17 protein-coding genes and 4 pseudogenes are annotated in these 21,421 nt (G+C 48.4%); 13 read left to right on the top strand and 8 right to left on the bottom strand.

From position 1 onward, the window contains the following. Nucleotides 1-354: 354 nt before the first annotated feature. From Q1B27_RS24070 to Q1B27_RS24080, 3 genes and pseudogenes are all read left to right on the top strand, one after another. On the top strand, nucleotides 355-705 hold the full coding sequence (locus tag Q1B27_RS24070; RefSeq protein ID WP_299852598.1) for a hypothetical protein: 351 nt from the start codon (nucleotides 355-357) through the stop codon (nucleotides 703-705). Between the two features lie 125 nt (nucleotides 706-830). Continuing rightward, nucleotides 831-1,868, top strand: a complete 1,038-nt coding sequence (locus Q1B27_RS24075) for an IS110 family transposase (protein ID WP_299852601.1) — start codon at nucleotides 831-833, stop codon at nucleotides 1,866-1,868. 464 nt (nucleotides 1,869-2,332) lie between these two features. Further along, a pseudogene (locus Q1B27_RS24080) lies at nucleotides 2,333-2,803 on the top strand (IS110 family transposase); the annotation flags it as partial. A gap of 233 nt (nucleotides 2,804-3,036) precedes the next feature. On the opposite strand, the gene Q1B27_RS24085 reads toward Q1B27_RS24080, so the two are convergent. The 6 genes from Q1B27_RS24085 to Q1B27_RS24110 form a co-directional block, all read right to left on the bottom strand. Next, nucleotides 3,037-3,444, bottom strand: coding sequence for a response regulator (locus Q1B27_RS24085; protein WP_299852604.1), 408 nt, complete (start codon nucleotides 3,442-3,444; stop codon nucleotides 3,037-3,039). Next, nucleotides 3,428-4,894 carry an ATP-binding protein gene (locus Q1B27_RS24090; RefSeq protein ID WP_299852607.1) on the bottom strand — a complete coding sequence of 489 codons (1,467 nt, stop codon included), beginning with the start codon at nucleotides 4,892-4,894 and terminating at the stop codon, nucleotides 3,428-3,430. The genes Q1B27_RS24085 and Q1B27_RS24090 overlap by 17 nt, the downstream gene beginning before the upstream one ends. After that, the gene (locus Q1B27_RS24095) at nucleotides 4,891-5,649 is read right to left on the bottom strand and encodes an ABC transporter substrate-binding protein (RefSeq protein WP_299852610.1); all 759 of its coding nucleotides are present in this window, start codon (nucleotides 5,647-5,649) and stop codon (nucleotides 4,891-4,893) included. Before Q1B27_RS24095 ends, Q1B27_RS24090 begins: the two co-directional genes overlap by 4 nt. A 327-nt stretch (nucleotides 5,650-5,976) precedes the next feature. Further along, nucleotides 5,977-6,171: a hypothetical protein gene (locus Q1B27_RS24100; protein ID WP_299852613.1), complete on the bottom strand. Its 195-nt coding sequence runs from the start codon at nucleotides 6,169-6,171 to the stop codon at nucleotides 5,977-5,979. A gap of 319 nt (nucleotides 6,172-6,490) precedes the next feature. Beyond that, nucleotides 6,491-6,616, bottom strand: a complete 126-nt coding sequence (locus Q1B27_RS24105) for a hypothetical protein (RefSeq protein ID WP_299852615.1) — start codon at nucleotides 6,614-6,616, stop codon at nucleotides 6,491-6,493. A gap of 270 nt (nucleotides 6,617-6,886) precedes the next feature. Continuing rightward, entirely contained in the window at nucleotides 6,887-8,596 is a 1,710-nt protein-coding gene (locus Q1B27_RS24110; protein ID WP_299852619.1) for a hypothetical protein, read from the bottom strand. A gap of 138 nt (nucleotides 8,597-8,734) precedes the next feature. Between Q1B27_RS24110 and Q1B27_RS24115 the strand changes: the two genes are divergently transcribed. After that, a complete protein-coding gene (locus Q1B27_RS24115) occupies nucleotides 8,735-9,112 on the top strand; it encodes a hypothetical protein (protein ID WP_299852622.1) in 378 nt (125 codons plus the stop codon). Between the two features lie 379 nt (nucleotides 9,113-9,491). On the opposite strand, the gene Q1B27_RS24120 is transcribed toward Q1B27_RS24115, so the two are convergent. Continuing rightward, nucleotides 9,492-9,674 carry a hypothetical protein gene (locus tag Q1B27_RS24120; RefSeq protein ID WP_299852625.1) on the bottom strand — a complete coding sequence of 61 codons (183 nt, stop codon included), beginning with the start codon at nucleotides 9,672-9,674 and terminating at the stop codon, nucleotides 9,492-9,494. Nucleotides 9,675-10,135: 461 nt separating this feature from the next. Here Q1B27_RS24120 and Q1B27_RS24125 point away from each other — a divergent pair. From Q1B27_RS24125 to Q1B27_RS24165, 9 genes and pseudogenes are all read left to right on the top strand, one after another. Then, nucleotides 10,136-10,261: pseudogene (locus tag Q1B27_RS24125) on the top strand (IS110 family transposase); the annotation flags it as partial. A gap of 545 nt (nucleotides 10,262-10,806) precedes the next feature. Further along, on the top strand, nucleotides 10,807-11,241 hold the full coding sequence (locus Q1B27_RS24130) for a hypothetical protein (RefSeq protein WP_299852628.1): 435 nt from the start codon (nucleotides 10,807-10,809) through the stop codon (nucleotides 11,239-11,241). A 124-nt stretch (nucleotides 11,242-11,365) separates the two neighbouring features. Then, complete coding sequence (locus tag Q1B27_RS24135; protein WP_299852631.1) at nucleotides 11,366-11,575, top strand: hypothetical protein; 210 nt, start codon at nucleotides 11,366-11,368, stop codon at nucleotides 11,573-11,575. 681 nt (nucleotides 11,576-12,256) lie between these two features. Further along, nucleotides 12,257-12,463 (top strand): hypothetical protein, encoded by a 207-nt coding sequence (locus Q1B27_RS24140; RefSeq protein WP_299852634.1) that lies wholly within the window; start codon nucleotides 12,257-12,259, stop codon nucleotides 12,461-12,463. A 2,009-nt stretch (nucleotides 12,464-14,472) separates the two neighbouring features. Beyond that, a complete protein-coding gene (locus tag Q1B27_RS24145; RefSeq protein WP_299852637.1) occupies nucleotides 14,473-15,189 on the top strand; it encodes a response regulator transcription factor in 717 nt (238 codons plus the stop codon). A gap of 1,334 nt (nucleotides 15,190-16,523) precedes the next feature. Next, nucleotides 16,524-17,477, top strand: a complete 954-nt coding sequence (gene radC, locus Q1B27_RS24150; RefSeq protein WP_299852640.1) for a DNA repair protein RadC — start codon at nucleotides 16,524-16,526, stop codon at nucleotides 17,475-17,477. A 230-nt stretch (nucleotides 17,478-17,707) separates the two neighbouring features. Next, nucleotides 17,708-17,866: pseudogene (locus Q1B27_RS24155) on the top strand (IS481 family transposase); the annotation flags it as partial. Between the two features lie 368 nt (nucleotides 17,867-18,234). Continuing rightward, a pseudogene (locus Q1B27_RS24160) lies at nucleotides 18,235-18,396 on the top strand (IS481 family transposase); the annotation flags it as partial. Between the two features lie 154 nt (nucleotides 18,397-18,550). Continuing rightward, on the top strand, nucleotides 18,551-19,231 hold the full coding sequence (locus Q1B27_RS24165; RefSeq protein WP_299852643.1) for an acyl-homoserine-lactone synthase: 681 nt from the start codon (nucleotides 18,551-18,553) through the stop codon (nucleotides 19,229-19,231). 391 nt (nucleotides 19,232-19,622) lie between these two features. Here the strand turns inward: Q1B27_RS24165 and Q1B27_RS24170 are convergent. Continuing rightward, nucleotides 19,623-21,421: cadherin-like domain-containing protein (locus tag Q1B27_RS24170; protein WP_299852646.1), on the bottom strand; the 1,799-nt coding region annotated here is incomplete at its 5' end.

Below are 21,421 nucleotides of genomic sequence, written 5' to 3' on the forward strand. Positions count from 1 at the left end.
CCGCTGTGATCCCATGCACCTGAAAGATGTTCTTGGCCAGATCTAGGCCGACTGTTGTAACCTGCATTGGGTGGCTCCTTTCCTAGCAGTGATAGACAACTGCAGTATGGCGCATTGCGACGCCGGTGGAGCAGGAGCCATCCACCCCATCCGCTCTGACGGGCCACATCGCAGCAAAGACATGGCTAGATGAACAGCGCCTTTGGATTGCCAGCGTTCGAACATCAGGTATTCAACCGCGAATTTCTGCCAACATGAATTCAACAAACGCCTTTACGCGCGGTTTGGGACGTGATTGCGGACATCCCGTCCGAGATGGCACATGACAATGGCAAATTCTGATCGGAACGCGGCATGAAAAAGCTACTGATCACCCTGATTTTGCTCATTGGAGGCACCGCAATGGCACAAGATACTGGCGTAATTGAAATTGTGACAATGGATCTTGCAGCAGGTGTAACAGCTCAAGATTTCGAACCGGTCGATAAGGCCATCGAAGATGAGCATGTCAGCAAACAGCCTGGCTTCATTTCGCGCCAGGCGGCCTTTGCAGACGGTAAATGGGCCGTCGTGGTGAATTGGTCAAGTGCAGAGGCTGCCCAAGCCTCGATGGACAGCTTTGCATCCGCACCAGCGGCCAAAGAGTTCATGCACATGATCGATGCCTCCACAATGTCGATGACGCGATACGAACTGGCTCGTTGACGCCCCAAAGATGGTGTATCGCGGCGGCTGCATTTTCGAATGATGTATTTAGATTGCAGCCCCTTCATTCATGATGGTGTGATCGGGGTCATCCTGGCCTTGAGCATCAAGGAAGGAGCGATGACATGACGTGTTTTGTAGGTTTGGATGTATCGGTAGAAGAGACAGCGGTGTGCGTTGTCGATGAAGTCGGCAAGGTGATCTGCGAGCGCAAAGTTCCAACCGAGCCGGATGATATCGCCGCAATGCTGACTTTGGTCGGCGACGATTATGTCCGGGTCGGGATCGAGGCAGGGCCAATGTCGCAATGGTTGGTGAATGGGCTGACCGAGGCGAACCTGCCTGTCATATGCATTGAGACACGGCACATGAAAGCCCTGCTCAAAGCCCAGCAGATCAACAAAAGTGATCGTAATGACGCCCGTGGGATCGCCCAGATGATGCGCGTGGGACTGTTCAAGCCGGTGCATGTCAAAACACTGGCCGCTCAGGAACAAAGAATGCTTCTGACCAGCCGTAAACTGCTCCAGCGCAAGTTGCTCGACATCGAGTGCGACATGCGCGGCACGCTGCGCAACTTCGGCCTGAAGGTCGGTGTTGTCAGCACGAAGAATTACGAAGCACGGATCCGAGAGTTGGTTGAAAGTTTCCCCAGACTGGCCGCAATCGTCGACCCTCTGCTGACGGTCCGACGGGTGATGCGCCAGCAACTGGCGGCGCTTCACAAGATGCTCCTCACTATGGTGCGCGACGATCCAGTGTGTCGACGGTTCATGACAGTCCCAGGGGTTGGGCCGGTCGTCGCGCTCACTTACCGGGCATCGGTCGATCAGCCGCACCGCTTTGTGCATTCCCGGGATGTCGGCGCGCATGCCGGTCTGACGCCAAAGCGATATCAGTCAGGCGAGATGGATTATGACGGCAACATCTCCAAGTGCGGTGACGTCATGCTGCGGACCATGCTCTATGAAGCGGCACAATCGATGCTCACTCATTCCAGGAAATGGTCGTGGCTCAAGGCATGGGCCATGCGGGTGGCGCAGCGACGCGGTATGCGGCGCGCAACCGTGGCACTTGCCAGGCGTATCGCCGTCATCCTTCACCGCATGTGGATTGATGGCACCGACTTCCGCTTCAGCAACGGCGCTGCAAAGGCCGCCTGAGAAACAGGCCCTGATCCCGATCTGCTTCGGCAGAAAGATGTCCTCACGGGGACGACGGGTGGAGTGAGTTCGCAATGTCTGCCGATCCTGCTGCGTTTGCAGTAAGGGCGCCCGAAAGATTGAACCACCCCATCCTTCTTACCCCATCATGAGGCGGCCACACGCCGACCTCGAAGAGAAGCACGAGCTCCGTGATGGCGCATCAGCAAGGCAGATCAATAGCTCAAAAGGAATATAACATGACATGATCAACCCCACTCTTGACATAGGCCGCGATAGAGAAGCACCCGTGCAAGTCACGGGTGCCAATTTATTGAAGGGCGAGCGCACGTTAACCTAAAGTTCTGCTTTGGAGAAGCTGCGCCGCAGCATGGGCGACCAACATGAATATCCGTAATGGGATGTACCGGCTGCTTCACCCGGCAGGTTAGGCTGAGCCTATTTCTGCAAACAGGGGAAGTAGCATGGCGAAGATTGAATTTGATGAACTGATGTCGATTGGGATCGATATTGGGAAAGATACATTCCACCTTGTTGGTTTTGATCACGGTGGGCAGCGTGTGTTGCGCAAGCAGATCAAACGACTTGCTTTGATCGCAACTTTTGAGAAGCTGCCGCGTTGTGTTGTTGGCATGGAGGCCTGCCTGAGTGCGCATTTTGTCAGCCGGACGTTGCGCAAGATGGGCTATGAACCCCGGATCATTCCAGCGATCTATGTGAAGCCATTCAACAAGGGCCAGAAGAATGACTACAACGATGCAGAAGCGATTGCCGAGGCGGCATTGCGTCCGAACTTGAAGGCAGTTTCTGAGAAGTCCCAAGACCAGCTCGACTTACAGGCTTTGCATCGTGTGCGATCACGCCTGGTGTCGCGTCGAACAGCCACGATAAACCAAATCCGTGCTTTCTTGATCGAACAAGGCATTACGGTGCGCAAAGGCCTACGCGCACCCGAAAGCATCGTCCCGATAGACCCGAGACCGACAATGCACTAAGAATCAGATCGGACCACCCGATGGGGGCTTTCCAACGGAGATCTTTGGCTTTGAGCCCATTTTGACCATGGATGCTCTAATCCGGAATGGCTTTGACTTGCCAAGTAGCTTGTACATTTTGCAGTGGGCTAAACTCAGCCCCACTAGACAATCAAAACGCCCGTGTATCGCTACTAATCAACACTTTCCTCAAGCAAACTAGCAACTCTTTCGACTTTTTCAACGCTCAGTGGTTTATCGATGAAATCTCGCACTGCTGGGTAACTCCAGGCCCTTTCCTCATCCTGCGGATTTTTTGATGTCGTGAGCATCACGACAAACATTCGCGCGAAACTGTCTCCGAATTCTCGCGTTGCTGATTCCAGAAACTCAAATCCATTCATTCTGGGCATATTAATATCTAAGAAGATGACATCGATTTCCTCTAGTGGATTGTTTTTGAGATGCTCCAACGCGTCTTCCGCAAGAGAGAAAGAGAGAGCGTTTTCGAATAGCTTCGACCGCTTTAGTATCCGACGGTAGGTTTTCTGATCGATAGCTTCGTCATCAATCAGCATTGCTGTCTTAATTTTGTATTGCATATTGACTCCTTGGTAGAGAAATCTCGAAGCACGTGCCTTCTCCCGGGCGAGAGGACAGTCTTATGGCACCCGCGTGGTTCGAAGCGATGCGCTTGCAGAGTGTCAGCCCCAATCCTGATCCGGCATAAGTGCTATGTGAGTGGAGACGTTGAAAAAGGCCGAACACCCTTTCATGAAACTCCGGAGCGATACCAATGCCGTTGTCGTTTACCGCTATAGCTACCATTTTCGAGTGTTCTGATGGGACGGGTCGTACGCTGACCTTGGGTATGCGTTCTGCGCATCGAAACTTGATGGCGTTTGAAATCAAGTTTTGAAATAGAATGCGCAACTGAATCTTGCTACCTTGAATTTCAGGCAACTCTGAAACGTCGATAACGGCTTTCGCACTAGAAATGTCTCCTTGTAGCTCCTTGATAATTTCATCGACTAATAGATTTGGGTCCACGACTTCACTTTCTATACCTGCACCAACCGTGCGCGCGTAGCCAAGCACGTCTTCTACTAGTTGCAACATGCGGACAATTGTGTGTTCGGCATCGTCGAGTATTTCTTTGCCCTCATCACTAAGATTCTCTCGCTCAGAAATCTCCAGTTCATCTATGAGCATGCGGACCGTATTTGCCGGCGACTTCAGGTCGTGGGAAATGGCGTAGATAAACTGAGCTTGCTCGTTATTTGCATCTTCAAGCGCAAGGGTCTTTTGCTTAAGTGTACTCTCGGCCTTACGTCGCTGCTCGACTTCGTACTTTAGTGCCTCAAAGTCTTTTTGGGCTCTCCTTTTGGCGAAGTTGACTGCATCGACGATAAGGTCGATGTCGTCTGGCATGGAATTTTTGTCGCGGTTTGGGACAACAAAAACACCTGAATCTTGCCAAGACGCCCGAGAAACATGCGTTGCAATGGTCCGCAGGTGGCGGTTGATGTATTTATTGAATAACATCAGCATAATCGCGGATGCGCAGGCGGTCTTTGCAAAATTTGAAAGCAATATGGTCCACAGTTGCGACCAAACTCTCGCATTCGCAGACGCCAATGTTAGCCCGATTTCCATGCTCCCAACAGGAACAGCAATGCCAGCATCATTTGCGTGTACGAATTCCAAAGTATCTACAATCGCGTTTGGCGACTGAAAGTTGCCAAGCTCCCAAGATCGCCCTTTATCTGTTTTGATGACCACATGCTGGACGTCATTTTTGATGTACACTCCCTCCAATATTGCCTGTACGAGTGGAAAGTTGTACTGCCATAGCGCCTCTTCTAGACCGCTACGAAAACTCTTATCGATGGCAGTTACGGTGCTCAACACGTGAGAGCGATCACGTTGGTACCCTGCATATAGTTGAATAGTTGACGCGATTAGAGATAGAAGGGCGCTAACCAGAACTATCTGACAAACAAGTTTACGTCCAAGCTTACCCTCAAAGCCAATGCCGAATTGCCCAATCATTTGCTAGGACCCGCGTAGTATGGTTGCTTTGAAAGAAGTTCTGTAGGTGAGTCGTCCGCTAGCATCTCTGCAAGAACACGGTTGAAATTTTCTAACAGTACATCTCGTCCTTGAAGGCCATTGCAAACCACCATATGTATCGCCTGCATGTTAAGTCTGTTTGGTAGATATTCAACCATTTCAGATAGCTCGGGCGCTTCATGGGCTATAACGTAGTTGAGGACGTCCACGCTATCCAAAGTTAGATCAACTCTTTCGTTGGCAACCATGCGAACACCCTGGATGACCGTGGTGACTTCTTTCTTTTTCAGGAAGTTCGCGCGATCAAATGAACCCTCAGAGAGGTAACCGGCACCGACAGCGATTGTATATGGTTTAAGGCTATCCACGTTTGTGAAAGAATTATTGGCGTCGCGCTTCTGCAAAAAATGCACTTCAGTATCGTAGAATGGGTCACTGAAGGTCAGATATTCCACCAACGCTAAAACCTGGAATAGATTGCCTACTACGTCGTAGGTACCTGTTTTCAAGCTATCGAGGGCCCGTTCCCATGGGACAATCTCTGCCTCCAGGTTATAGCTGGCGCGTTCAAGCACCGTTGAAATCACGTCCAGCGAATTTCTGCCATTTGGATGGTCAGAGCTGCCGAATGGAACCCACTGGTCGGCAACAACCTTGATAGTATTTTGAGCGGCTGCGGCCGAAGAGAATAAAGCGCAAGCTACGTTGAGTGAGAAAACAAGCCTAATAAACATACCCAAACACCCCCGTGGAACATGAAGCTTTTCAGGTCTCAAGAACCTTCACCCGGGAAACTAAGTAGATTGGCTTACATTAATAGATAGTTTATTTGCTCAAGGCTGAGCTATTTTCTTGTAATGTAGGTTAATAACCGATTAACGAAGCAAAGCGACACAAGCAGTCGTTGAAGCGCCTGCAGCGAAAGACAGGTTTGTCCGCTTGTCGTCGCTCAAGAACCGAAAATGCTACACTTTGCATTACGGTAGCTTTCGAGAAACCGATAGGTGCATTCTGGTCGTGGCCGAATGCCCAGATTCGACCGGACGCCCGGCTTATCAACGCTATACGGCTGCCCGCTTTTCCCATATGATACGTTCTCGCGCGATCCAAATATGCTCTGGCTTTTGTTGGATGATTGCATTCTCAAAACCAGAAAGCGATTTCGCTTCTTCCACCGAATGCGCTAATGCCCAGCCGTGAACCGATGGGAGGTCAGTGGCTTCCGTGGGAACTTCGATTTTCCATACCTGTAGCATGAGCGCTTTTCCCACATCGCGATTAACAAGGAGTTTCCGAACTGAAATTCGGTCAGTGGTCGGGTATGCTAGGCATTCCACGAATGTCGTGTGTGGATGGCTCCTGCATAACAAGACATTTTTTGAGCTGATATGAGCGTCTGTCAGATGCAGTCGTGTGTCCGGCCTGTTTGCGCAGCGCACGCGGCTGCTGGCCCTGATGGTTTCCGCTGACCAAGTCCCAAACGGCAATACGGACAACATGGTGTCCCAGACATTCGACGGGGTGTCTTGGTTGGCGGGCTGACATTGCTCCATCATCTCAATGGTCTTGCGTCTCTTATGTTCCTTTTGTCAGTTTATGCCGCATGAGCGATCGATTGAACGCAACCGTTCCATCCGCTGTGATCCCGTGCACCTGAAAGATGTTCTTGGCCAGATCTAGGCCGATTGTTGTAACCTGCATTGGGTGGCTCCTTTCCTAGCAGTCGATAACAACTGCACTATGGCGCATCGTGACGCCGATGGAGCAGGAGCCATCCACCCCATCCGCAATGTCAAAGTGCAGGTAACCTTATTTCGGGATGGCTATCCGACAGCTACTCGCACCGCCGTATACTTACCATCCTTCCGCTATTTGGTGCAGTGTCACTGCTTTCGCTTTCAATGTTCCCGGGGATGACAATCACACTTCTGGGGGTCGTAAGAACAGAGGGCTGAAGAAACAAGCTAGGGGTCAGTTTTGTGATGCCTCAAGTCGAAATGCACTTTCCAGCTGATCCAAAATAGCTGCTTCAAGTTCGCTATTATATCGACGTCCTTGAACGTGCTCAACGATATCATCGTTACCTACCAAACCCTCCTCACCGAGCAGCCGACGATAATTACTCATATCGTCCCGCAAAGCGTTTCTGTACGCAGCCAAGTAATTGAGCAAGAGTTCCGATTTCGATGTCCGCGTCGTAAGCTCCTGCACAGAAAACAAAGCCTCTTTGTCAGTACCAAAAAGTACGGCGTTGTAGGCTCTGGTGATAAAGAACGACGTTGGAGGTCTGGGTTCCAAGATCAGTGCCTGGTCTACCAGCTTTAGACCCGTTTCCCAATTACCAGTAAATTCTGCCGCTCTGGAACCAACATTAAACAGCGTTGGTGGATGTCTGGGGTACAAATTGAGAAGAAGCGTTGAATAGCGTAGAAAGTTTTCAAGGTTTTGAGTGGGTGCTTCAATACTAAAGATTAGAGCTGCGTTAAGTGTTGGCATCCTTGTAGGCGCGTATTTCAGTGCCTGATCAATGGCATACTGAGCTTTTTGCCATGGATCATTAACGGGACGCGGATTTCTTTCGAATCTGCTTTCATCCATGTAAACAATAGCGAGCGCCGCCCAAGCATCGCCAAAATCCGGGTACTTTTCCACTGAAACAGTTAAGCAACTCCTGAGTTCGCCGTGTTGTTCGTCAGTTGGCTTAGTCAGATAACGGTGCAGGCCGATGTAACAGAGAAACGCTTCCAGACCCTCAGGGGAGACCTGCGCGCTTCTCGACCTTGCAAGTTCTGGAGCAATACCGTGTGCAGAACCTAGCAGTGAGGCTATTTGGCTAGAAACATCAATGATGTTGCTCTTAATTGTTTCAGAATTAGCCTTAATACTAAGGTTGTTGCTCCAGATGACTTCGTTTTTTGGTAACGCCACCAGCTGAGCATGTGTCTTTAGTTCCTCTCCTTGCCAAAACGTATCACCACTTAGAACATAGTCAGCCTTGGCTGGCGCTGTCGTGTCAGAAATACCAGTTGGCGAAATAATCGATATCCAAGGATATACCGACAAATCCATTACGAGTTCGGAATAGATGCCAAAAGCGAGTTTCCCCGCATCTGGATTGTTGCCTTTGCCTTCAAACGCCTCAACAGAGATGCGAACAACTTCATATGGCAATTCCGAAAGTGATACCTGATCATCAATCTTGTTGGGTTGTCTGTCTGTTCCAAATATGTAAATGAAAACGCACGCAATACACACGCACGCACCGACGATAATGACGCGAAAGCTCGATAGTCTTCGCTCTGTATTTTTGTGTATTTTGGCGCCTGAGAACACCGGTCTGTAGGTCCCTTTAGGGATATCGATGCGTATTTGCTCAGAGTTGTCCGCTTCTGCGAAATAGAGTCTTAGTGCATCACGCAAACGGCCGACCTCTGAGCGGACAATGCTGTCCGTGCTCGCTTCAAACGACGCATCGCGTCCGAGTACGTCTATTGCTATCGAATAAGCTTTTAACTCAGCCCCCTTACCTGCAAGTTCACGCTCTACAAGATAGCGTAATAGATGCGCGCGTCTGTCGCTTCTTCCCAAAACACCTGACTTTACGATGTCCGAGACTGAGCTTTCCACTTCTGCAGGAGATGGCCACGCGCTTACGCTGGACTCTAATACTCGGTTTTTCATCTATAGATTTTTTGCCTGCGCTTGGTTCCGATTATTCATTAACGCAACTGAGCATGTAGCTGTCAATGCGGGGCACGTGCTGCCCTTTCTAACGGTATTTTGCTTATTCGGTCACGTGAAATACTGGGAGATCTATCAGTGGTAAGTGATTGCAAGAAAAAAACAGGCACAGCATTAACAGACCGCTCTTCGATTCGACTCGTGGAGGAGTTATATCTACTAGCTGACATGATCAGTTCGGCGTCCAATGGTGGGATTTCACAAAACAATCAAATCATTGCTGACGCCAGGGCACGGCTGAAAGAACTATTGGAAGCCAACAACACTGTGCCGCTTGCCTTATCAAGCAATGACCAGCATTTGTGGGTGGTTAGCGTCCTCACAGACTTAGCAAGCTATGCTGACAGTGAGCAGTTGCCTCTTCTACAAGCTTGCCTATTGATTACCAAGGGCTTCATCGAAGATTTGTTCAAATCGGGAGCAATAGGAAAAGCTAACTCACGTGACGAAAGTTAACCGATCATCTATCTAGCCACTCAATAGATCTCCTATGAGAATGGTGTCTTCTGGCGACTTTATTTGATTTAGTGCTACGCAGCACACGAATGTCTTTTGTGGATGGCTCCTGCATAGCAAGACTTTTCCGAACTGATTTGAACAACGGTCAGATGCAGTCGTGTGTCCAGCCTGTTTGCGCGGTGCACGCGGACGCTGGCACTGATGGTTTCCGTTAACCAAGTCCCAAACCGCTTAGCGGACAACCGTATGTCCGTGACATTCGACGGGGTGTCTCGGCTGGCGGAAGAGGTGCCAGCTGATAGCTTGTTCTATCTGTGTGTTGAAAGTCATGTACTCCTTACCTGCTCCCAAGGAAAAAATAATTCAATGAGGCTTTTTAGATCAGGTAAACTTGGGATGACTTAGGCGGGTTTCGTAGAAGAGGGAAAACGCCACCAAGGTCTTTCTCCAATGCCATTCTAGCCTTTGCGATCAGGTTTTCAGCTTCAGGAAATTCGTGAGTGTCGGCAAATTCTTCGAGGTCGTTCAACAAAACAATTGCGTTTTTGTAACTCGTCATTCTTCTGCTTTCCTTGGGTGTGTTTTTGAGTGAGTCGCGTCACGCACCACAGCCTTGGGGATGATGGTTAAAAAGAGATAAATTCGCTTTTTCAATATCGACAACGCTCATACCCGCTCTCAGTGAAAATGGAGGAAATTTGGGGCAGTATCCGCTCGTTTTTCACCCGCTGATTTCGTCCTCTAATTTAACAGCTCCAGCAAGCTTTCTACAATTTCATCAAAAGCATCGGCGGTTTTTTCAAAGCCCCTTTCGCGGGCTTATTTGGCGGCGTTCATGGTTCGTGCGAGCAGCTCATTCGTGCCCATGGTTTACTCCTGATTTTAGAATTTCTTTTGTTTAATGAGACAGCATTATTAATAACACTAATGATTTCTTAAGATTGTAACATATCTTGTAAACTCGGCGCTATGACGGCACGCCTGAAACACATGAAGGATAATCCGGACCGCGCCGATCCATGGGCAGTCGCCTTGTTGGACCGAAAGCCGCCAAGACTGGCAACCGTGGCCATGGCCAACAAAACCGCTCGGATCATCTGGGCCGTCCTGACACGAAACGAACGCTACCAACCCCATGCGGCATAAACTGACAAAAGGAACATAAGAGACGCAAGACCATTGAGATGATGGAGCAATGTCAGCCCGCCAACCAAGACACCATGTTGTCCGTATTGCCGTTTGGGACTTGGTCAGCGGAAACCATCAGGGCCAGCAGCCGCGTGCGCTGCGCAAACAGGCCGGACACACGACTGCATCTGACAGACGCTCATATCAGCTCAAAAAATGTCTTGCTATGCAGGAGCCATCCACACACGACATTCAGTTCCACCCATATGTAAGCTGCCAAGTTGCCCAAACCAGCCATTGGTGCATTGCGCAGCATTTCTCTGTTGCACAGTCGACAATGCGGACAACACCTCATCAAATTGTGACGCTACGTCGCGCTAGGTATGCGTCGAATCTGATGTGGAATTTGACGATTTCCCCTTAGGCGCCGTTGGCCAAGGATCTAAAACAGAACTCAATTCAAACTAACTAGGACCAATGGTTTTTCCAGTCGAGTGACAGGGAACCTCAATCCTGTGACGCAGCATTAACTAGCGGCGCACATCCAAATATTGGATATCGAAATGTGTGATCAATTTTTTGAGCATATGGCTAGTGAATTCAGCCAGGGAAATCTGCGGAAGGCCGCTGAAAGGTATAACTATCCGTCAGCCATTTACCTTGGAACGGAAGCGTTAGTGTATCACTCCCCCAAGGAAATGGGTGACGCACTTGATGCCTATAAGAATAGGCTAGCTGCTTTCGAACATTGCAAGACGAAGGCCAAAGTTGTTGCTACGACTCCGAAGAGAGGAGACAAGCAAATTATCTGGGTGAACTGGCTGCATTTCGATCATTTGGGCAATGAAATCGAACAAAGTTCAATCAAATATTTTTGCTGCGATACTCCGGATGGTGGATTTCGTATTCAGCTCGCAGAATACATCACCGCTCCAAGTGTTTGCACAATAGATCGAGATACTGGGGAGGCCTCACATACCCTTGCTCTTGTCCATTGAAATTCTTGCTTACCGGTTCGCGACAGCCAGTTACAAACACCTCGTTAACTATGTTTCTACCTACTTGTTGCGCAAAAGAAGGAGTCTGACTTACCTTTCATTGTCAATTTGATTAAAGGTTTTGATGGAGCGCGCAGCTGGGATAATTGCAGAAAGTTTAAGCGACAGAGAAATGCAACTTCTTTTGGAATTTGGGCGCTTGGACATCATGGTACCGGACGATATTGATGATGCTCTTCTGTCGTTATTAGATCTTCGGCTGATCGAACGTATCGGAGGTGGGCCTAAGGTAATTGTCACCTTGTTTGGTCGAGAGGTTCTCGCGCATCTGTAAAATCCCTGAGAGATAAATTGGCCATAATTTCTTCGTTGTTCGACAACTGGTACAGATGAGAATTGAATCCAGTTACTGCTACTCCCCACCAGTTGAAACGCGAATGAGCTTCCGCGTCTTGCGGCGAATGTCTTTGACGACCCGATCGGCCGTCGGTTTATCAGTTCCAGTTTTCCGTCTCATCTTGACTCCTTGATGGTTCAGATGAGCCAGAAACCTTCCCTTATACAAATCCTCTAATGAGGCCCACAGCTGCTGATGTCAGACAGTAGCGATTTGCCAGAAACCCTATCTTATCAAATCGTCCTAACCTGTCCGACTGGTGCTGAGTTCAGACTCATCCGGAACACGAAAGAGCCACGGTCAGAAGATCGTCAACGACTTGCACTAACAATCACATTGGACATGTCAGACAGGGCTTCTCAGATCCGATTTCATGCGGCAAGCGTTTGTTCTGACCTGACCGAAAGGTTCGACCTGGGCAATTGTTCTTGGAATAAATGAAACTCGCCTGATGGACTGCTCAGTGGGAAAAAGAGGGCTAACAGGCAGCTCTTATCATATAACGGCGGAATAACGCCGAGTTTACCTTTGGTGCGCCAAGCTTAAGAAATCATTAGGATTCTATTAATTTAAAGGACCCATTGATCGACAAATTGTTAAGAAAACCAGGAGTGAGTTATGGATAATCAGGAGTTACTGGTTCGAACGATGAATGCCGCCAAAGAGGCGCGCGAGAGAGGCTTTGTGAATACTGCCGATGCATTTGATGAAATCGTGGAAAACCTGCTGCAAATTTTGAATTCTCAAATTCAACCTTTGGATGAAAATAGAGCGAACTTACTTCCCGAAACGCTACACATGCATAGCTTTCTATCTCTTGTTTAAAAGGAATTTCTGCCATTTTTTACTATCTACCTAAGGTAGTGCACGAAGCATAACTCACTCAAATAACGCCAAATGGATGATAAATTTAACAAGTTACAATAACTTTGTAGTTTGCTGTGGGACGTCGAGAAATATTCAGTTTTGCGTGAACTTTCCGAGGCCGAAAAATTGGTTGTGAAAGCTCTCGAAGCTCTTAGGAAAAATTGCTCGTCCAAGTTATGTTGAGAGGCAATCCACAGAAACCGAGGATATTACCCGCGATCAGATGCATAGCTGGTGCTGGAGCAAAACTCAGCAGAATTTCGTCTGGACCTGTCACGTTTCTGTGCCGCTCCCAGTCATTCGTTGGTGACCACCGACAGAACAGGGAAAGTTATTTTGAACGTTGTTTCACCCGCACGTGCTGCGGCCTTGTTTTCTTCGACCAATGGAACGAGACACGATGGATACCAGTTGGCTTTCACGGGCCCTGCACACTATGGAGCATGCACATATTCAATTAGCATCGGCGATAAGAGCGGTGGATTGTGTAATGGTGGTGAGCCGTTCATAGCAACTGGCTACTTGGGAGACCCACTAATGCTCACTCCTAATATACCTTTGCCTGATTCTCTGCCGTTGCTTGCTGCAGCGATAATTATAGTCGGCTGTTTTAGAGTGCGGGTAAAAGCAATTAAAGAAAATTGAATGGTTTTCCGGAAACTCTTTGATGCAATACAGCTGAAAACCAAAGAACAAGAATTGCTCGAAACGTTAGTTGGTGATGAATGGGCTTTTTGCCGAAGCCGGGCCAATTTTTCTTCATATGCCCCCGAAGATGAGTGTTAGCAAAAACTTTATCAAAATCATTAACTTGTGATTAACTAAATTAATTCAGCCTAAGGTTGAATTATCTAAACGGTATCGGGCAGAGAAAAGATGGTTGGAATAATCTTTTTCGCAATGTTTCTCGGGTCGCTTTCAGCAGTCACCCTCGTTTTTTCAGGATGGCCAGTTTGGATGGCAATCGCGGTTTACATAGGTTCAGGAATGCTGGGGCTCGCATTTATGGTAGTAGTTGAGCTGTTTCGGCCATCGATAACTAGAGTAGCCAAGATGATAGCGACATTCGTAGCACGTTGTGTCAAATGGCGACGGCACGAGCAGGCTTATCTGCAGCACTGGACAATTCCGGCCTTGTCGGAATCATACTCGAAGGGAAATAGAAAATAGCATATTCAGGTTGAACAGCTCACGCTTCCTTGATTCAGAATTTCAACCCATAGCCAGGTAGCGCATCGCTACGTTTTTTCATTGCGGTGACCGGGCAGTCGGCAGCTACAAGCCACTCTTCGATTTTCTCGTCAGGTGCCCCACTGTTCAATAACCGAGTGGCTTCTTCCCTACAGTGACATTGTGCTTCGGTTGATCCGCCAGAAGGCTTTAAAACCTCTCGAAACAAAACTGAAAAGATGAACAACAGTGTCAATCCAGCGATGCTGGCGAACACTGGAAGATATACTAACAAACCCATAGCAGCACTCAAAAAGCAGACAATAATGGAATACATACGACAGTTTAAGAAATCGGTACTAGCTTAGGGCACCTTAGGAAGCTCTGCGGGAATCGCTATCATGGCAAAATGGGCGTTCCGTCGGTCTGTCTAGATTTCATGCTCAGCGACAATGGCGGTAGTTACGTCTTCGGAGATTCTGCTAGATAATGGCGCATCAATTTGGAGCCGGACATAAGCTGAAACCTTCATCAGAAGACGAAGGGAGATCGAAGACCAAAAACGCTGCCTGCTGCATCAACAGACCGCAGCATAGATTGAAGCTACAGCAAGCATTATCCTCCGATACCGATGAATAGATTATTTTCCAAATCATTTGGTGACGAACAGCGCCCAACAGGTGAACACAACTAGCTTGAAATTTCACAATTTTTACCGTCGCAAAAGTAACGGTAACGTTTAGTTAACCCTTTTGACATGTTTAGATGTGAGCAACGCAGACGAAAGGTCGATCCAAATGCGAGTATTGTTTATTGAAGGTGAGGCTTCCAGCAAATTTTGTATGAAACTAAAATTAGGCCGGGAAAATTTCGAAATCGAGGTAGCAGTCACTGGAAGGGGTGGACTTGAGGCGGCCAAAGCTCGTTGCTATGACTTAATCATAGTAGATTTGAAGCTCCCAGATATATCTGGTCATGAAGTATTACGCCTGCTCCGCGGTGCAGGTAACAATACACCATTAATGATACTTTCGGAAAATAACGACACAGAAAACAAACTCAAAGGCTTTAGTTTTGGGGCTGACGACTATGTAATCAAGCCCTTTGTGTACGAAGAATTCATTGCGCGCATGAAGGCCATAGTTCGTAGATCAAGAGGTGTCGCACAGTCGATCATTCGCACGGGGAAAATCGTAATAAACCTCGATACAAAAACTACAGAAGTGTCAGGTAGGGCTGTTAACTTGACTATAAAAGAGTATCAGATACTCGAAATATTATCATTGCGCAAAGGAACAACAATTACCAAAGAAATGCTTTCGAACCACCTTTATGGCGGACCAGACGAGCCCGATCTAAACATCATTAATGTCTTTATCTGTAAATTAAGAAGGAAGCTGTCAGATGCAACCGGAGGGTTAAACTACATCGAAACAATCTGGGGGCGTGGATATGTTTTGCGCGATCCAAATTTTGCGACTATTAAAAGGCACGCGTCGCGAACAGTGGCCTAGGACCTTTTAGCACATTAGCGCATCTGTCCAAAACCAAGGAACGAAATAGGCTGGACATAGCCCTACCGTCTCGAACAGTACAATCACAGCATTCGCAATGCTCATCGACATGCCGGAGAACGCCAGTGCTGTGCTCGCCCTTCGGGCAACCCAGCACGATCCTGATCTTCTCTTCCGTCGAGCACTATTTGCGGGTGGCACGGCGGATTTCCTTGACAACCTTCTCGCCGTGGCTCTGCTTGGTTCCGGGTTTCTGTCTCATCTCCACTGTCTTGGCCCCGTTAAACTGTGCCACTATTTGTCTGGCATAGGAGAAATGAGGGATGGCTCGAAAGCGGTATTCGGATGAGGACGCGCTGAGATTGTTGCGCGAGATAGACGTTCGTCTGAAAACTGCTCTCGTGTCATAATGCGCCGGCTTAACCGCCATTGCCAATTTGGGGGACGAGGCAATACCGCATGAAAATACGTTTACGGAATGTTATTTGCGAAACGGCATGTTTAAGACGTGCTTTTCCGTTTTCGCATATGTAAACATCCTCAGTTATCTGACCAGGCGCAAGGTTGGGTTGTCGCGGAATCAGAAGTTTCTGCTCGTCGTATTCTTGCTAATGACGGTGTCTATCTAGAGCAGAAATCCATCCATAGCATTGAGGGTGCTACCAATGGAACCATTTTCCTAACCGATGGTATTTTGCCACACACCATTGTTGTTGGGAAATTATTTTAGTATCTCAACACGATGCATGCTGATTTCTGCGTTGAGGAGTAGAATGAGGTGATTGCTAAACATGGATCATCTGAGATCGTGAATACAGACCAGCGCAGCTAGTTCAAAGAGGCTGTATGGATCGACACATTGACCGAAACTGGCGTTCGCATCTCAACGGACGGATGAAGCCGATACCTCGACAATCTCTTCTGCGAACGCCTGTGGCGGCCCCTAAATCAAGAAGTGAGCCACCTCGAAAAAGTCACCTATTCTGTCCCATACCGGATATCGGAAAAGACTGGATGACCTTCTACAACACCAAACGTCTACACTCAGAACTTGTTGATCGATAGTCGCTGAACGATGCGTATTGGGTTCGCTTGGAGCAATGCAACACAGCATAAAACATAGACATATGCACCTTAGAAACGCTGAGATTTATCCGATAATGCTGAACCAATTCAGTTATCGCAGATGGACGGTTCGAAAAAGTAAACGGTCTCTGTGCCAAGTCTCGGGAAATCTCCAGCCAGATGTTGCGAGCGCTAGTACCGGCTCACCCAAAAATACCGATCAGTCTCTTAATTCTACTTTAACCAAGTCTTTGGCATATTCCTCATTGATGAACTATTCATCTAATATCAAAAGAAAAAAGATGGTTGGAATCGCTATGCCTGTAAGGACTTTCACGCAGAAACATCCTAACTTAAAACTAGTTCAGGGATTTGAAAGCACGGTTGCATCCAAGTGCAAAAATTACCATCCTGCGAATGAAATTTTCGGTTCCGGAAAACAATTCGGAAATAAAAATTCCTTGCGAGAATCCCACCTAGCAACGGGTGCGGTTTTCGGTGACCAAGTGCCCAAGAATTGTGACATCATCGAATATTCTCATTGTCATGATTATAGAAAACAGCTTAGCAAGCGTTTCGTTCAATTTGGCCATGAGGCGATGCTTGAGCATGAACTGATTGAATTGCTACTTTTTAAGGTGGCTCCGAAAACGGCTCTACGACCTTTAGCCCTACGATTGCTGTCTACATTTGGTGATCTCAATGGGATTGTAGCAGCCTCCGAACATCGGTTGTTGAAGGTGGAAGGCGTTACGTTTGAGGTATACTTACATCTGCGTCTCGCGGCAGAAGTAGCAAAGCGAATGGCACAGACAAAAATACACAAAAAGGATATCATATCTAACTGGGGTGAGTTGATAGAGTATTGCAGAGTTTCAATGGCGCATCGTGAAACAGAACTATTTAAGGTGTTTTTTCTTGACCGAAAGAACGTCTTGTTAGCAGATGAGGAACAGGCGGTGGGGACCGTAGACCATGTTCCAGTTTATCCTCGTGAGGTCGCTAAGCGCGCACTTGAGTTAAATGCTAGCGCGCTCATTTTGGTTCATAATCATCCTTCGGGTGATCCAACGCCAAGTGTAGAGGATGCACTCATGACGCAGAAAATCTCAAAAGCCTGCGATGCCATTGGTGTTATTGTTCATGATCACATTATTATTGGTAAGGGAAATGAATTCTCATTTCGAGCTGAGGGTTACTTTGACGGAGTCAAGGCTACATAATCGCACAGCTCTGAGGGATCTAATTTCTCGGCAATCGTATCATATTAAGATAACTTCTTTCCTTCTTTATCATGCTCGATTTACTAGGTTCTCTGCGCAGATTGGTACTGCCACAATACATGATTTATGGTCGCAATCCACCATCTGCAGCGCCAGATAGTGTATTGAGTCTCCCAATCTGAATTGGTCCAGCGATGTGTTTAGGAAACGGTGGACAAAGTATGGCGAACAAGCGTTATGCCAAACAAGTCCCTGACCACCACATCCAAGCGGATTTCAAGTTTCTAACCTTTGAAGGAAACCGTGGACAAAAGATCAGGCGCCTTCAAATAATTGCAATCGACGATGTCAACTACGTGCTTGCCCTCGAGGTATATGATCAACACTCCCATCCGTCTAAGGCCGATCACCCCAACCGCATCTGGAACGTAGAATTCGCGCGCGACAAGCTGAGCAATGGTCGGCACCACAAGATGCTGATAGTGCAGGATGAGTACACACGCGAAGCTTTAGGCGTTGAAGTTAGACTAAAGATGAACTGCGCAGATGTCCTGGAGGCTCGCTATCTGAAACCTGCCGACGTCTAATTCGGTCGGGCTAAAACCATCTTCAAACGCCGAAAGGAGATCAAATACCAAACAATCCAGAAACGCCGCTTGCTGCATCGTCAAAACGCAGCATCGATTGAAACTACTACGAGCTTGATCATCCTAAGACAATCAAACACTCGTGTTCTAAATCATTCGTGACGGACATTCACCGATCCGACCAACAGGAGTTCTAAGAGCCGCTCTGTTGCAAGGGCGATGTCGATCAGGCAGCCAAGCTCGAAGAGTGGGAACGGTTTAACAACCTCGCTAGACCGCACGGAGCGCATGACAGAAAAACGCCTTACAAAGCCCTGCGCAGAAAACAATGATGTAGCAACTAAGTCTCCCGCCAGTTCGAAAGATTTACGCTAAAGTCAGTCATTCCATGAAGTACAAATGAACTATTCAGTTTGAGCTAAATAATACGAAATTTTCATTTTTTAGAGGGATTATATCTACTCAACCAAATCAGGAGACTAGGTTTTGATTAAATTCCTCAGCGGCAACGAAATCAATTCGTATCCAAAGTTGCAGCGTACTATGTACACCGACCGCGCAATCCAGTTTTCTAAGCGGCTTCGTTGGGAAGTGACGGTAGACGAAAACGGAGAAGAGCGAGACGAATACGACGCGTTGAATCCATTTTATGTTATTTTGGAAGACTTCAATGGAGCACACGCAGGTTCTCTTCGATTTCTACCAACGACTGGGAAAACTATGGTCAATGACCACTTCACTCATCTAACGGACGGTATAAAAATTCAAAGCCCTCATATCTGGGAATGCACTCGATTTTGTGTGTCGCCTAACTCTGATCGAAGAGCTGCCGCGAAACTGTTAGCCGCAGGCGCGTTTCTCATGCATGAGTGCTGCATTGATCATTTCGTGGGAGTTTTTGATGATCGTATGGAGAGGATTTACAAGACAATCGGTGCAAATCCAACTGTTCTGGGTCGACAACAGGTGGAGAAGGGAACAATAGGAATTGGGCTCTGGGAATTCAACGACGAACAATTTCAACAGCTTTTGACGAGAGCAAGACTGACGCGGCAAGAGTTGGATTGGTCATTTCATGCTTCTAGTTTTCCATTCGCGCTGCTTTCGACACCAGTTTATAATACGCCGGGTTCACCAAGTCAGTGTGACCTTTCGTTTGCGTATTAGGTACGTTCTCACCGTGGCCTTTGTGTGTTTCGAGTTTCTGTCTCATCTTCACGCTTTATTGGTTATGGTGAGCCAGAAACCCTCCCTTATCAAATCGACCTAAACTGTCCCACTGGTGCCGACGCAACACAGCTTCTGCGTGTTTCGGATGTCTATATCATCTCCACTGCTGGATTAGTTACGTGAGACAGACATTCTCCTGCAACCGAGCCTTGTTTTGCAAGGATATTGCGGCTGACTATGCACGCTTCTGTCCGAGGTGTGCTCGTCAAGCTCAATAACCTGATCCAGAATTAGCTTGCATGATCAATAACATTGACTAGCCCCCGAATGCTGTCTTGCGCCGCCCGGAACGGACGGCGCAAGAATTGGTGTAGGTTTTGGGCAACAATCACATGTCGAAGACGTCGATGGTCACCGTCGCACGGGTGAACTGACCATTGCCATCTGTCGCCCAGTAATCAAACGTGTCGGTGCCCTCGTAATCCTCGAACGGCTTATAGATCAGCGTGCCATCATCCAGAATATTCAAGTCACCTTTGTAGGGGTTGGTGAAGCCATCGACTTCCAGCATGTCGCCATCGCGATCAAAGTCGTTTGCCAGCACATCAATGATGACGCTTGATTCGTTATCAACCCGGACATGATCATCTTTGGTGTCGGGCGCTTTGCTATCCACATCAAGCAGGCCGTTGGAGAAGGTTCCCAGGCGGACCAGTTTGTCGTCAGGGATATCCAGCGTGATGACATGGGCGAATTTCAGCAACTCACCTGTCGCACGATCGGCGACCAGATCTTCAAGCAGCATGACATTCTTGCCGTCGGCGGTCTTGTAGTAGCCATCCGCTTGCAGGATTTTCAGGATGTTTTTAGTGAACAGAATATTTTGTTCATCGGATGCGAATTGACGATCGCGATCACCGATTGAATCGGTCTTGATACCATCGAAGGACAGGCCTTCCCAGATGCTGAGCGTGGTATCGCCCGTCATATTGAACTCTAGCTGTTCATCGATTAGATCATCGCTGTCCATGATAATATGTCGATTTGCGTCAAATCCTTTAAGATCAGTATCATTCCCTTTTAGGTCTAGGTCGATCAATACGTGAGCAATGTCGTCGTCTGTCCAAAAAGATTTGATTCGCTGGTCCAGGTCCACCCCGGTCTGGAAATTCGTCGCCTTGAGGCCATTGACCGTGATGTCGAACACCTGACCGCCAAATTCGAAGCCTGTGCCGGCATTGGCAACCGCTGTCTGGTTTTCCGTGCCGATCAGATCGAAGTTTTTCAGCGTGTAGTGCGACGTATACGTCAATTGCACGCCTTCCGATGTTTCCCAGTTCAGGAAACCATCCAGCACACTGCGTACGTCGTGGTTCTGCTCGATCACACGCTTTACAACAATAAGACCGACCTGCGTGCCAAAGGCTTCGTTGTCGCTGAAGCCCTGGATCGGGATCTGTGCGTTGCTGCGCACGGTATCCGAGCCGTAATAGGCATCCGGATGATCGGTCTGCTCGGCTGTTGCGTTGCCCGAGGCGGTGCGTGTCATCCAGACATAGCCGTGGGTCGTGTTTGCGGCGATATTCTCGCTTGCCTCGACCGAACGACCGCCGAAGAAGAAACCATCACCGGTGCGGCCCACGTCATCGCGGTTCACATCCGAGCCGGATTTCGTCTTGGCATGGCCAAAGCCGATGCCTTCGACATTGATCGCCATATTTTGCCACCAGACACCGGTTTCATCCCCATCTTCGGCGACAAAGGCCGCACCAAAGACGTCGAAGGCAACGTTCTGGATGAAATCCGCATTACTGGAATGGTGCACGAAAGCCCATCCTGGGGATCCGCTGACCGAATTACCCATCGCAATCGCCGGGTTATCCTGATCTTCTGTGCCGGTCCGGTGCATGTGCAGGGAATAGCGCGCCTGAATGTTGGTATCGGCCTCGACATTGGCAGGATCAAGTGAGCTGACGTGAAACGCCGGGTTGGATTTGTCGGTACGCCCAAGATCGTCGAAGGCGGCATAGCGCACATCAACATCCTGGTTGTGCATGAACATGACATGCCCGCGATGATGCAGTGCTGACGCTTCGCCATCTTCGCTGGTGAAGGTGATGTTGCGCGACGTGTTGGCCACGTAAGCGGCGAGATCATCGCGCGGAGTGTCGTGATCATAGCTGAGCG

The sequence above is a fragment of the uncultured Roseovarius sp. genome (genome assembly GCF_947489715.1).
In the GTDB taxonomy this organism is placed as follows: domain Bacteria; phylum Pseudomonadota; class Alphaproteobacteria; order Rhodobacterales; family Rhodobacteraceae; genus Roseovarius.

What these genes read in the sequence shown, in the direction of transcription:
- Q1B27_RS24070 (WP_299852598.1), top strand. Translation starts at nt 355, where the DNA reads ATGAAAAAGCTACTGATCACCCTGATTTTGCTCATTGGAGGCACCGCA.
- Q1B27_RS24075 (WP_299852601.1), top strand. Translation starts at nt 831, where the DNA reads ATGACGTGTTTTGTAGGTTTGGATGTATCGGTAGAAGAGACAGCGGTG.
- Q1B27_RS24085 (WP_299852604.1), bottom strand. Translation starts at nt 3,444, where the DNA reads ATGCAATACAAAATTAAGACAGCAATGCTGATTGATGACGAAGCTATC.
- Q1B27_RS24090 (WP_299852607.1), bottom strand. Translation starts at nt 4,894, where the DNA reads ATGATTGGGCAATTCGGCATTGGCTTTGAGGGTAAGCTTGGACGTAAA.
- Q1B27_RS24095 (WP_299852610.1), bottom strand. Translation starts at nt 5,649, where the DNA reads ATGTTTATTAGGCTTGTTTTCTCACTCAACGTAGCTTGCGCTTTATTC.
- Q1B27_RS24100 (WP_299852613.1), bottom strand. Translation starts at nt 6,171, where the DNA reads ATGCTACAGGTATGGAAAATCGAAGTTCCCACGGAAGCCACTGACCTC.
- Q1B27_RS24105 (WP_299852615.1), bottom strand. Translation starts at nt 6,616, where the DNA reads ATGCAGGTTACAACAATCGGCCTAGATCTGGCCAAGAACATCTTTCAG.
- Q1B27_RS24110 (WP_299852619.1), bottom strand. Translation starts at nt 8,596, where the DNA reads ATGAAAAACCGAGTATTAGAGTCCAGCGTAAGCGCGTGGCCATCTCCT.
- Q1B27_RS24120 (WP_299852625.1), bottom strand. Translation starts at nt 9,674, where the DNA reads ATGACGAGTTACAAAAACGCAATTGTTTTGTTGAACGACCTCGAAGAA.
- Q1B27_RS24130 (WP_299852628.1), top strand. Translation starts at nt 10,807, where the DNA reads ATGTGTGATCAATTTTTTGAGCATATGGCTAGTGAATTCAGCCAGGGA.
- Q1B27_RS24135 (WP_299852631.1), top strand. Translation starts at nt 11,366, where the DNA reads ATGGAGCGCGCAGCTGGGATAATTGCAGAAAGTTTAAGCGACAGAGAA.
- Q1B27_RS24140 (WP_299852634.1), top strand. Translation starts at nt 12,257, where the DNA reads ATGGATAATCAGGAGTTACTGGTTCGAACGATGAATGCCGCCAAAGAG.
- Q1B27_RS24145 (WP_299852637.1), top strand. Translation starts at nt 14,473, where the DNA reads ATGCGAGTATTGTTTATTGAAGGTGAGGCTTCCAGCAAATTTTGTATG.
- radC (WP_299852640.1), top strand. Translation starts at nt 16,524, where the DNA reads ATGAACTATTCATCTAATATCAAAAGAAAAAAGATGGTTGGAATCGCT.